The 13,114-nt window shown below is 72.4% G+C and carries 3 protein-coding genes; 2 read left to right on the top strand and 1 reads right to left on the bottom strand.

Translation table 11 applies throughout. The features are described from left to right. The first annotated feature begins 33 nt into the window (after positions 1 to 33). Complete coding sequence (locus D7X96_RS06045) at positions 34 to 1,455, top strand: RICIN domain-containing protein (protein WP_120549217.1); 1,422 nt, start codon at positions 34 to 36, stop codon at positions 1,453 to 1,455. A 45-nt stretch (positions 1,456 to 1,500) separates the two neighbouring features. Next, the gene (locus tag D7X96_RS06040) at positions 1,501 to 2,832 is read left to right on the top strand and encodes a hypothetical protein (RefSeq protein WP_147468249.1); all 1,332 of its coding nucleotides are present in this window, start codon (positions 1,501 to 1,503) and stop codon (positions 2,830 to 2,832) included. Here the strand turns inward: D7X96_RS06040 and D7X96_RS06035 are convergent. Next, a complete protein-coding gene (locus D7X96_RS06035) occupies positions 2,783 to 13,108 on the bottom strand; it encodes a non-ribosomal peptide synthetase (RefSeq protein WP_121769225.1) in 10,326 nt (3,441 codons plus the stop codon). The two genes, D7X96_RS06040 and D7X96_RS06035, sit on opposite strands and share 50 nt — an antisense overlap. Positions 13,109 to 13,114: the final 6 nt, after the last annotated feature.

The raw sequence follows: 13,114 nt of genomic DNA, 5'->3' as shown, positions 1-13,114 counted from the left end.
CAAGCCCGTACAACCCCTTCGCAGGAGTCCGCCGTGTCTCGTACCTCGACGCCGTTCCGCACGTGGGCGCTGGGCGCCGTGTTTCTCGCATCGTTGGGTGGCTGCTCGGGCCCGGAGGAAGCGCCCGACTCCGTCGAGCCCCTGGGGCAGGTGAAGGCGGCCGTGCTGTCCACGCGCGTGGTGGGCTACCTGCCGACGTGGGCGGGGGACGTGAACACGCTGCAGTACTCGAAGCTGTCCCACATCAACTACGCGTTCGCGCTGCCTACCGCGTCCGGTGGGCTCACGGGGGTGAGCAGCTCTGACGCGCGGCTGCGCTCGCTGGTGACGCAGGCGCATGCGCAGGGCGTGAAGGTGCTCATTGCCGTAGGCGGCTGGAACGACGGCAATGACAGTGGCTTCGAGCAGATGGCGGCCAACGCCACCTCGCGCACGGCGTTCGTGAACAACGTGGTGAACTTCGTCAACGCGGCCGGGCTGGACGGCGTGGACATCGACTGGGAGTACCCGGACCCCGGCGCGTCGGGGAACAACTACGCGCTCCTGATGAACCAGCTGGGCACCGCGATGCACAGCCGGGGCAAGCTGCTCACGGCGGCGGTGGTGGCCAATGGCTACACGGGCGGCGGCGTGCCGGCGTCGGTGTTCAACGACGTCGATTTCCTCAACATCATGGCCTACGACGGCGGGCAGCCGCATTCGACGTATGACCTGGCGGTCCAGTCGCTCAACTACTGGAAGGGGCGCGGGCTGCCGGCGTCCAAGGCGGTGCTGGGCGTGCCGTTCTACGGGCGCTCGCCGTCGAGCTACGTGGGGTACTCGGAGCTGGTCGCGCGCGATTCGCAGGCGCCCTACAAGGACAACGTGGGGGACGTCTATTACAACGGCATCGCGACCATCCAGGCGAAGACGCAGCTGGGCAGGCAGAACGGCGGCGTGATGATCTGGGAGCTGTCCCAGGACACGTCGGGGAGCACGTCGCTGCTCAACGCCATCTACTCCGTGGCGCAGGGCACGGGCGGCGGCACGGGCGCGTACCGGCTGGTGAACAAGGCCTCCGGCCGCTGCGTGGACATCAACGGCCCCAGCACGGCGGACGGCGCCAGCATCCACCAGTGGGCCTGCCACACGGGCACGAGCCAGCAGTGGTCCATGGAGGCGACGGACAGCGGCTACTACCGCTTCGTGTCGCGCTACAGCGGCAAGGCGCTGGACGTGCGCGACGTGAGCACGGCGGACGGCGCGAAGCTCCAGCAGTGGAGCTACAGCAGCGGGAGCAACCAGCAGTTCAAGCCGGTGGACCTGGGCAACGGCTACTTCCGCCTGGAGGCCCGGCACAGCGGCAAGGTGCTGGACGTGACGGGCTGCCTCCAGGGCAGCGGTGACGGCACGCTCCTCCAGCAGTGGACCTGGTCCAACAACGACTGCCAGCAGTTCCGGCTGGAAGCGCTGTAGTCCGCACGGCGGCGGGCGCGGGGTGGATGGTATATGGGCGCCGCGATGGCTGACTCCTCCTCCCCGCGCTCGCGCCTGCTCCGCCGTCCCATCGACCTGGGATGGGCGCGGCTGCGTGCTCCCTATGCGACGGCGCTGGGGCTGTGCTTCGCGGTGCTGGCGCTGCGGTCGCACGCCCGGCTTGCCCAGGCGCACCTGTGGGCGGAGGACGGGACGGTGTTCCTGGCGGACGCGCTCGCGCATGGCTTTGGCGCCACGTTCCTGCCCTACGCGGGCTACCTGCACGTCGTTCCCCGGCTGATGGCCTGGGGGCTGTCGCTGCTGCCCATCGAAGCGTTCGCGCTGGGGCTGGCGTTGCTCACCCTGGCCGTGGACGCGGCGGTGTTCGCGCTCATCGCGCGGGCCGGCTACCGCTGGCTGGTGTCCCATGACGGGGTCCGCGTCCTCGCCGCCGTGGCGCTGTGTTTCCTGCCGGGCACGTGGGAGGTGATGGGCAACCTGGCCAACCTCCACTCCGTCCTCTTCTATGGGGTCATGCTGGTGGCGCTCCAGGACCTGGAGCGCCCGCTGGGGCTCGCCGACGCCGGGGTGCTGCTCGCGGCGGCGTCGAGCTCCGGCGAAGCGGTGCTGCTGGCGCCGGTCTTCCTGCTGCGCGGGGCGATGCGGTGGCGCGATGGCCGGCCCCGGCGCGAGGTCGTCATGGAGGCGCTGGCGGCGGTGGCGCTGACCGTGCCCGCGGGGGTGAACATGGTGCTCTTCCGTCAGTCGGGCATGCCCGCTTCGGACTTCGCCACCTGGCCGCTGTCCCGCATGGCCGAGCACCTCTGGAACACGTTCAACGTCCGCTATGTGCTGTATCCCGTGCTGGGGGATGGCGGGACGTTGTCGTACTTCCGCAGGCCGCTCGCGGTGCGGATTCTGGTGGCGTGCGGGTTCGTCGCGGTGCTCGTGCTGGGCCTTCGCCGGGTGCCCGCGCGTCCGCGCGCGCTGCTGCTGGCCTCCTGTGCATGCGTCTTCCTGTTGATTCCGCTCACCTGGTACGTGCGCGCCGGCTCCGCCGAGTACCCCACGTTCGGCGCTTTCCGTGACCCGGGTGTCGTGGAGGATCGCTACATGCTGTTCGCGCTGCCGGCGGGGCTCCTCCTCTGGGTGGCGGCGCTCGCGCGGTTGCGGCTCTCCCTGGCCGCGGGCCTGTGCGTCTGCGTGTGGGTGCTGGCCTTCCCCCGGTGGAGCTTCGAGCCGTGGGGGCCCGAGAGCGACTGGGCCCGGACCGCCCACCTCATCCGCGTGACGCGCGAGACGTCAGGCGCGGAGGCGGGCGTACCCATCAACCCCACCGGGTGGTGGATCCGGGTGCGTGCTGCGCCTTCGCGATAGCGTCACCCAGCTTCGCGGCCAGCACCTGGAGGTGCGGGGGCTTGAGGAAGGAGTAGTGGTCCCCGGGCACGGTGTGCGCGTCCAGCCCGCCGGGCGCGTAGGCGGCCCAGCCGTGGTCCCAGCGTGAGCCCTCCGCTTCGAAGACGGTGAAGGGCCCGCTGGCCGGTGGCGGTTGGTAGACCCAGCCTGCGTTCAGGTGGACCTCGAACGCGTGGCGGAGCTGGTGCAGTGACTGCTCCGCGACGAACAGCGGCCGGCTCGCTTCCTCCAGCACCTCCTTCCACCGGGTGGGGGAGAGCCCTTCGTTCGGTGGCAGCGGTTGACCCGAGGCGCGCAGCAGATCCTCCAGGAAGTTCGCGCTCAGCCGCGCCTTCGCGTTCACGTCGTCCGGGTTGCCGAAGTGCAGGCTCGCGGACGAGTCGAGCAGCGCGACCAGTGCCACCGTCTCACCCTCGCGCCGCAGCTGGTGGGCCATCTCCCACGCGACGGCGCCGCCCAACGACCAGCCGCCCAGCAGGTAGGGGCCGTGCGGTTGGACCTCGCGCACCGCGCGCACGTACAAGGCCGCCATCTCCGGGATGGAGTCGCAAGGCGGCTGCTCGCCGTCGAGGCCCCGGGCCTGGAGTCCGTAGAACGGCTGCGCCGGGCCCAGCGCCCGGGCCAGCTCCGCGTAGGGCACGACGCTGCCACCCACCGCGTGGACGCAGAAGAAGGGCCGCACGCCCTCTTGTCCCTGCTGGAGCGCGACCAACGGTGTCCAGGGCGCGGCGTCCCGGAGCAGGCCCGCCAGGTGCTCCACGGTGGGGTTCTGGAAGAGCGCCGCCACCGGCAGGGACCGGCCCAGCCGCGCGTGGATGGCCGACTGCAGGCGCAACGTCAGCAGCGAGTGCCCACCCAGCTCGAAGAAGTTGTCGCGCACGCCAATGGGATGCACGCCCAGCACCTCCTCCCAGATGCGCACGAGCTGAAGCTCCAGCGGCGTGCGCGGCCCGAGCAGGGCGCCTGACGGTTCGCGGCCCCCTTCCGGCGCGGGCAGGGCCTTGCGGTTCACCTTGCCCGAGGGCGTCAGCGGGAACCTCTCCACCGCCACCCAGCGCGCGGGCACCATGTAGTCCGGCAGCCGTTCCTTGAGGAAGCCGCGCAGCGCCGTGACGTCCAGCGCCTGCCCGGCCGCGTTCACCACCCAGGCCACCAGCTGCTTCTGGCCGCCTCCGTCGTCGCGAGCGTCGACGACGCAGTCACGCACCGAGGGGTGCTGCGCGAGCGCGGCTTCAATCTCTCCCAGCTCGATGCGGAAGCCGCGCACCTTGAGCTGCGCGTCCCGCCGGCCCAGGTACTCCAGCGTGCCGTCCGGCAGGTGCCGCGCCCAGTCGCCCGTGCGGTACAGCCGGCCTCCCGGCGTGGCGCCGAGCGGATCCGGGATGAAGCGGTCGGCGGTGAGGCCGGGCTGGTTCAGGTAGCCACGGCCGACCTGCACGCCTCCCACGTACAGCTCGCCCGTGACGCCCCGGGGCACGGGCTGGAGGTTCGCGTCCAGCACGTACACGGGCACGTTGCCCAAGGGCCGGCCGATGGAGGGCAGCGCCGGCCACGTGTCTGGATCTCCCTTCAGCGACAGCGACGTCACCGCGTGGGCTTCGGATGGGCCGTAGTGGTTGTGCAGCACCGCGCCCATGCGCTTCATGAAGCGGCGGATGGCGGGCGTCATGCGCAGCTGCTCGCCCGCGACCATCACCTCCCGCACACGGCGGGGATGGCGGCCTTCGCGCTCGGCGGCTTCCGCCAGGTTCTGGAGCGCGACGAAGGGCATGAAGAACCGTTCGATGCCCGCGTCCTCCAGCAGGGTCAGCAGCTGGCTGGGGTCGCGGCGAAGCTCCTCGGTGAGGAGCACCAGCTCACCGCCCGCGGCCCAGGTCGCGAAGAGCTCCTGGAACGACACGTCGAAGCTCAGCGCGGAGAACTGGAGCGTGCGCGCCCCGGGCGCCACCGAGTCCCCCAGCTGCCAGTGCAGCAGGTTCACCAGGGCCTCGCGGTGCATCGCGATGCCCTTGGGCGTCCCCGTGGAGCCGGAGGTGAAGATGACGTAGGTGAGCGCCTGGGCGTTGCCCTGGAGTTCGGGCCGCGCGCCGGACTCGCGGGCCAGTGCGTCCGCCCGCGCATCCAGCTCCAGCACCTGCGTCGCGCCCGTCTCCAGGACGCCGCGCAGCTCGCGCGTGGTGAGCAGCACCGTCGCGCCGGAGGCCTGGAGCATCGCGGCCAGCCGCTCCGGCGGATAGGCCGGGTCGAGCGGCACGTACGCGCCTCCCGCCTTGAGCGTCCCCAGCACCGCCACGGGCAGCTCCAGCGAGCGCCGCAGGTGGATGCCCACGCGGACGTCGGGGCCCACGCCCAGCTTGCGCAGGTGGTGCGCGAGCTGGTTCGCGCGGCGCTCCAGTTCTCCATACGTGAGCGTCGCGTCTCCGAAGCGCACCGCGATGGCGTCGGGCGTGCGCGTGGCGGTGGCCTCGAAGAACGCGTGGACGCTCGGCACGGCGGGGAAGGACACCGGCTGGTGTGCCCAGGCCGCCAGCTGCCGCCGCTCTGCGTCCGCGAGCAGGGGCAGGGTGCCCAGGGCCGCGTCCGGCGCCGCGAGCGCGCCTTCGAGCAGGCGCGTGTAGTGGTCCGCGAAGCGCGCCACCGTGGCCTCGTCGAAGAGGGCGGTGTTGTACTCCCAGATCGCTCCCCAGCCCTCTGGCGTCTCGCGCACGAAGAGGGTGAGGTCGAACTTCGCCATGCCCGGATCGAAGTCCAGGGCGCGGATGTGGAGGCCGGGCAGCTCCCAGGTCGCGCCTCCGCTCTGGAAGACGAACATGACCTGGAACAGCGGGGAACGGCTCAGGTCCCGCGTGGGGACCAGCGCGTCCACGAGCTGTTCGAACGGCATGTCCTGGTGGGCATAGGCGCCCAGGCAGGCGTCCCGCACGCGGCCCAGGAGCGCGCGGAAGCTCTCCGCTCCCGAGGCCTTCACGCGCAGGGCCAGCGTGTTGGTGAAGAAGCCGATGAGGTCCTCCACCTCGCGCCGGCCGCGCCCCGCGATGGGGGTACCGATGACGACGTCATCCTGACCGCTGTGACGCGAGAGCAGCGCGTGGAAGCCCGCGAGCAGCAGCATGAACGGCGTGACGCCCGCGTCGCGCGCCAGGGCCTGCACGGCGCCGGGGAACGACGCGGGCAGGGGACGCGGAAGCTGGAGACCCTGGTAGGTCTGCACGGGCGGCCGGGGCCGATCCGTGGGCAGCTCCAGCGTCGGCGGCGCGCCCTCCAGGTGCTGCTTCCACCACGTGCGCTGGAGTTCCAGCGGCTCTCCGGCCAACACCTGGCGCTGCCACCCGGCGAAGTCCGGGTACTGGATGGGCAGGGGCGGCAGCTCCAGCGCTTCGCCCTGCTGATGTGCCGTGTAGAGCGCCTTCAGCTCGCGCACCAGGATGTTGATGGACCCGAAGTCACACACGATGTGGTGCATGACGAGCAGCAGCGTGTGCCGCTCCGGGGCCGTGCGGATCAGCGTGCCGCGCACCAGCGGGCCGTGCTCCAGGTCGAAGGGCTTCTTCACCTCCGCTTCCGCGCGCGCACGCAGCAGCGCGTCCCCGTCCAGGGACTCCAGCGCGAGCGTGAACGGCCGGTGCTCCACGACGTGCTGCACCGGCTGGCCGCCGTCATCGCTGAATGTGGTCCTCAGGGCGTCATGCCGGTGGATGAGCCCATCCAGCGCGCCCTCCAGCGCCGGGACGTCCAGCGGACCGTCGAGGTGGAAGAAGAAGGGGACGTTGTACGCGCTCCCCTGCGGGTCCAGCCGCGCGAGGAACCACAGGCGCTGCTGCGCGAAGGACAGGGGCCTCGGCTTGTCCCGCGATGCCGCGACGATGGGCGCCACCGGCGCGCCATGGCCTCCCTTGTGGAGGGCCTCCAGCCGCTGCGCGAACCCGGCCACCGTCGGGGCCTCCAGCAGCAGACGAAGCGGCACGTCGCGCTGGAGCATGTCCCGCAGCCGCGACACCACCCGCGTGGCGAGGAGCGAGTGTCCGCCCAGCTCGAAGAAGTGGTCGCGCGCTCCCACGCGGGGCACGCCCAGCAGCGGTGCCCACACCTCCGCCACCAGGGTCTCCCAGCCCTCACGCGGCGCCACGTAGGAGCCCGGGCCCGTCTGCGTGTCCGGCGCGGGCAGGGCCTTGCGGTCCACCTTCCCCGACGGAGACAGCGGCATCCGCTCCAGCTTCACGAACGCGGAGGGCACCATGTGCGCCGGCAGCCGCGCGGTGAGCCACGCACGCAGTCCCCCCACGTCCAGGCGCGCGCCGACGACGTAGGCCACCAGCCGCTTGTCGCCGGGAGTGTCCTCGCGCACGACGACGCCCGCGTCCTCCACGCCAGGGGATGCCTTGAGCGTGGCCTCGATTTCGCCGGGCTCGATGCGGAAGCCGCGCACCTTCACCTGCGCGTCGGTCCGGCCCAGGAAGTCGAGCACGCCGTCCGCCCGCCACCGCACCTTGTCTCCCGTGCGGTACAGCCGCGCGCCGGGCGTCGTGCTGAACGGATTCGGCACGAAGCGCTCCGCGGTCTGCGCGGGCTGGTGCAGGTAGCCCCACGCGAGCCCGTCACCGCCCAGGTACAGCTCGCCCGCGACGCCCACCGGCACCGGGGCGCCCAGCGCGTCCAGCACGTAGGCCTGCGTATTCGTGATGGGCCGGCCGATGGGCACGGGGCGGCCGTCGTCCACCGTGCCCTCCAGCGGATGGGCGGTGGAGTAGGTGGTGTTCTCCGTGGGGCCGTAGACGTTGATGACGTCCCGGCCCGCCTCGCGCACCTGCCGGGCGGCCAGCGGCGACATCGCCTCGCCGCCTGACATCACCTGCCGCATGCGTGCGAGCGCACGGGGCTGGAACATCGCCATCTGGTTGAAGAGGGCCGTGGTGATGAACAGCGTGGTGATGCCCTGGTGCTCCAGCACCCGGGCCAGCTCCTCCAGCGAGGGCGGCTGCGGCGGCATGACCACGAGCTTCGAGCCATGCAGCAGCGCGCCCCACAGCTCCAGCGTCGACGCGTCGAAGGAGATGGGCGCCAGCTGGAGCAGGACCTCCTCCGGGCCGAAGCGCGCGTACGTCGCTCCCTTCACCAGCCGCACCACGCCCCGGTGCGGGATGCACACGCCCTTGGGCCGGCCGGTGCTGCCGGACGTGTACATGACGTAGGCCAGTGCGTCCGCGGGCACGGTGACGCGCGGCGCCTGCGTGGGCTCGCTCGCGAAGGCGTCCCATGACGGCTCCAGCGGCACCACGCGCGTCTCCAGCGCCGCGAGCTTCGCCTCCTGTCCGGGCTGGGCCAGCAGCACCGGCAGGCGCGTGTCGCGGGCCATGAAGAGCAGGCGCCCGGTGGGGTAGGCCGGATCCAACGGGACGTAGGCCCCGCCCGCCTTGAGGATGGCCAGCGTGGCCACGACCATCTCCAGCGAGCGGCCCGTGCACAGGCCCACCGGCGTGCCCACGTCCACGCCCAGCGCGCGCAGGTGGTGCGCGAGCTGGTTCGCGCGTGCGTCCAGCGCCGAGTACGTCAGCTGGCGGCCTTCGAACTCCAGCGCGATGGCCTGGGGCGTTCGTGCGGCCTGCTCCTCGAAGAGCGCGGTCAGCGACGCCTCGCGCGGGTAGTCCGCGTGCGTGTCGTTCCAGGTGTACAGCAGCCGCTGGCGCTCCTCGTCGGCGAGCAGCGGGAGCCGGGCCACGGGTTGATCCACTTGAGCGACGGCGGCCGCGAGCAGGCGCGTGTAGTGCTCGGCCATGCGCGCGACGGTCGCTTCGTCGAAGAGGGCGGTGTTGTACTCCCAGACGAAGTCCAGGCCCTCTGCGGACGGCTGGGCGAAGAGGGTGAGGTCGAACTTCGCCATCCCTGTCTCGACGTCCAGCGGCGCCACGGACAGGTCCGGCAGGGGGCTCGCCGCGGCGCCTCCGGCGTTCTGGAGCACGAACATCACCTGGAACAGCGGCGCGCGGCTGGGGTCGCGTTCGGTCTGGAGCTCGCGAACCAGCTGCTCGAAGGGCATGTCCTGGTGCGCGAAGGCCTCCAGCGTGAGGTCGCGCACGCGGCCCACCAGGTCGCGGAAGCTCGCGTCCCTGGGCGCGGCGATGCGCAGGGGGACGGTGTTGATGAAGAAGCCGACCAGTCCCTCCAGCTCCTGGCGCTCACGGCCCGCGAGCGGCGCGCCGATGACGAGGTCGTCCTGCCCGCTGTAGCGCGCGAGCAGCGCGTGGAAGCCCGCGAGCAGCAGCATGAAGGGGGTGGCGCCTTCTTGCTGGGCCAGCGCCTCCAGGGCCCGTGACAGCGCGGGCGAGGCCTTCCGGGACAGGTGCGCACCCTCGAAGGTCTGCACCGCTGGACGCGGCCGGTCCGTGGGCAGGTCGAGGAACGCCGGTGCGTCCTGGAGCCGGGCCTTCCACCACCCGAGCCGTTCCTCCAGCGCGGCGCCCACCCAGGTCTGCCGCTGCCAGCGCGCGAAGTCCGCGGGCTGGAGGGACAGGGGCATCCGTGCGGCCGGACCGCCTCCCGTCGCCTCGCGGTAGAGCGCCGTCAGCTCACGCTCCACCACGCCCAGCGACCAGCCGTCGCAGATGATGTGGTGGAAGGTGACGAGCAGGGCGTGCTCCCCATCCCGCACGTGCACCAGCGTCGCGCGCACGAGCGGCCCCCGGGCCAGGTCGAACGGCGTGCGCACCTCCGCCTCCGCGCGCCGCACCAGCTCTGCCTCCGAGGACACGCGCTCGCGCCGCAGCGGCACCTCCAGCTCCGGGGCGATGCGCTGCACCGGCTGCCCGTGGTGCTCCTCGAAGGTGGTGCGCAGCGCTTCATGGCGCCGCACGAGCGCCTGGAGGCTCCGCTCCAACGCGCCGTCATCCAGCGGCCCGCTCCAGCGCGTGAACCAGGGCAGGTTGTACGAGAAGCCGTCCGGATCCATCCGGGTGAGGAACCACAGGCGCGCCTGGGCCGACGACAGCGGGGGAACCTCATCGCGCGGGCGGGGCACGAGCGGCAGTTCTTCCGCGCCCGCCTTCGTCCGCAGCGAAGCCACGTGCGCGGCCAGCTCCTCCACGGTGGGGAACTCGAACAGGGCGCGCACGGGCAGCTCCACCTGGAGCCGGTCGCGCAGCCGCGCCGTCACCTGGGTCGCCAGCAGCGAGTGGCCGCCCCGTTCGAAGAAGTGATCATGCGCGCCCACGCGCGGCAGGCGCAGGAGCGCGGCGAAGACCCCCGCCACCTCCGTCTCCAGGGGCGTGCGCGGGGCCACGAAGTCCGGGCCCGAGCCCGCGTCGTCGTCCGGAGCGGGCAGGGCCCGCCGGTCCAGCTTGCCGCTGGGGGTGAGGGGGAACGCGTCCAGCAGCAGGAAGGCGGCGGGCACCATGTACTCCGGCAGCCGGTCGCGGAGCGCCGCCTTGAGCTCGCCCGCGTCCACGTCCGCGCCGGGCTGCGTCACCACGTACGCCACCAGGTGCTTGCCCCGCGCCGCGTCCTCCCGCGCGATGACCGCGACGTCCTTCACGCCCGGCAGCTTCGCCACCGCCGCCTCCACCTCCGGCAGCTCGATGCGATAGCCGCGGATCTTCACCTGGGCGTCGCGCCGTCCCAGGAACTCCATCGTGCCGTCCGGCAGGTACCGCGCGAAGTCACCGGTGCGGTACATCCGCGCGCCCGGATGCGGGCTCAGCGGATCCGGCATGAAGCGCTCCGCCGTGAGGTCCGGCCGGTGCAGGTAGCCGCGCGCCAGCCCCGCGCCGCCGATGTACAGCTCGCCCGCGACGCCCACGGGCACCGGCTCCCACCGGGCATCCAGCAGGTACGTGCGCGCGTTGGTGATGGTGCGGCCAATGGGCGGCAGGTCCGGCCACGCGTCCGGGTTGCCCTTCAGCACGTGGGCCGTGGCCGCGTGCGTCTCCGTGGGGCCGTAGTGGTTGTCCAGCACGCACCCGTCCAGCGCGTGGAGCAGCCGCCGCAGCGCGGGCGTCATGCGAAGCTGCTCGCCCGCGGTGTTGATCTCCTTGAGCGACGTGGGCAGCAGCCCGTCCGAGTCCGCCACCTCCGCCAGGTGCTGCAAGGCGACGAACGGAAGGAAGATGCGCTCCACGCCCTGGTCGCGCATCAACGTGAGCAGGGCCCGGCCGTCGCGCCGCGTGTCCTCGGACAGGAGCACCAGCTCACCGCCCGCCGCGAACGTGGGCAGCATCTCCTGGAAGCACACGTCGAAGCTCAGCGCGGAGAACTGGAGCGTGCGCCCCCGGGGCGCGGTGGAGCGGCGCACCTGCCACTGGATGAGGTTGAAGAGCGGGCGGTGCGGCATCGCCACGCCCTTGGGCACGCCCGTGGAGCCCGACGTGAAGATGACGTAGGCCAGCGTGTCCGGGCCGCCCACGGGCGCGGGCTGCGTGTCCGGCGTGGAGAGGTCATCCTCCAGGAACAGCCGCTCCGCGCCGCCCTCCGGCAGCCCCGACGCCAGCGAGCGCCGCGTGACGAGCACCTTCGCGCGCGACGTCTCCAGCATCAGCGCCAGCCGCTCCGGCGGGTAGGCCGGATCCAACGGGCAGTAGGCCGCGCCCGACTTGAGGATGCCCAGCACGCCCACCGCCAGCTCCAGCGAGCGGTCCACGCACAGCCCCACCGCCGTGTCCGGCGTCACGCCGCGCTGGCGCAGCGCATGGGCCACGCGGTTGGCCCGCCGGTCCAGCTCCGCGTACGTGAGGCTCTCCCCTCCGAAGCGCACCGCGATGGCGTCCGGGCTCCGGCGCACGCTGGCCTCGAAGAGGGCGTGCACGCCGGGGTGCACCGGCACGTCCGCGCCGGTGTCGTTCCAGTCCGTCACCGCGCGTTCCCGCTCGCGCGCGGTCAAGAGCGGCAGCGTGGACACCCGAGCCTCGGGCTTCGCGACGGCGCCCTCCAGCAGGCGCGCGTAGTGCGCGGCCATGCGCGCGATGGTCGCCTCGTCGAAGAGGTCGGCGTTGTACTCCCAGCGCGCCTCCAGGCCGCTGGGGTCGTCGTAGAGGAAGAGGGTGATGTCGAAGCGCGCGACGCCGGGCTCGAAGTCCAGCTCCGTCACGGTGAGGCCCGGCCACTTCAGCGCGGCCCACGGCGAGTTCACGTGCACGAACATCGCCTGGAACAGCGGCGAGCGGCTGGGGTCGCGCTGCGGCACGAGCAGGTCCACCAGCTGCTCGAAGGGCATGTCCGGGTGCGCGTACGCGCCCAGGCACACCTCGCGCACGCGGCCGAGCAGCGCCTGGAACGTCGGGTCACCGGACGTGTCCAGCCTCAGCGCCAGCGTGTTGGCGAAGAAGCCGATGAGCCGCTCCACCTCCCGCCGTCCACGCCCCGCCACGGGCGTGCCCACCACCAGGTCCTCCTGCCCGCTGTAGCGCGACAGCAGCACCTGGAACGCCGCCAGCAGCGCCATGTACGGCGTGACGGCCGCCTTGCGGCTCAGCTCGCGGATGCCGGTGGCCAGGGCCTGCGGCATGGGCAGGCGGTACACCGCGCCTCGGGACGTCTGACGCGGCGGACGCGGCCGGTCCGTGGGCAGCTCCAGCGCGGGCGGTGCTCCGGAGAGCCGCTCCTTCCACCACGCGCGCTCGGCCTCCAGGAAGTCACCGGTGAGCGTCTGGCGCTGCCAGTGCGCGAAGTCCGCGTACTGCGCGGGCAGCTCCGGCAGCCTGGGCGGTTCGTCGCGCGTGGTGGCGGTGTAGAGCGCGCTCAGCTCGTTCGCCATCCACCCCAGCGACACCGCGTCGCAGACGATGTGGTGCGTGACGAAGAGCAGGGCGTGCGCGTCGGGCGACAGCCGCACCAGCGTGGCCCGCACCAGCGGCCCGCGCGCCAGGTCGAAGGGCGTGCGCGCCTCCGCTTCCGCGTGCTCGCGCAAGGCCTGCTCCCGGTCGGCCGCGCCCGACAGGTCCTCCCTGCGCAGCGTCAGCGTCAGCGTGGGGGCGATGCGCTGCACCGCCTGGCCGTCCACGGCGGCGAACGTGGTGCGCAGCGCTTCGTGCCGGTCCACGACTCCCTGGAGGGCCCGCTCCAGCGCGCCCGCGTCCAGCGCGCCCGTGAGCCGCACGAAGAAGTAGACGTTGTACGTGGCGCTCGTGCCCTCCATCTGCGCCAGGAACCACAGGCGCTGCTGCATGAAGGACAGCGGCAGCGCCTGCGTCCTGGGGACGAGGGGCAGCGGGATGCGCTTCTTGCCCGGAGCAACCGGCGAGGAGGTCGTCATCGTTGT

The organism is Corallococcus interemptor (genome assembly GCF_003668875.1).
GTDB classification, from domain to species: Bacteria; Myxococcota; Myxococcia; order Myxococcales; family Myxococcaceae; genus Corallococcus; species Corallococcus interemptor.
The sequence above is the reverse complement of the archived record's forward strand: the minus strand, read 5'-3'. Positions and strand labels throughout refer to the sequence as shown.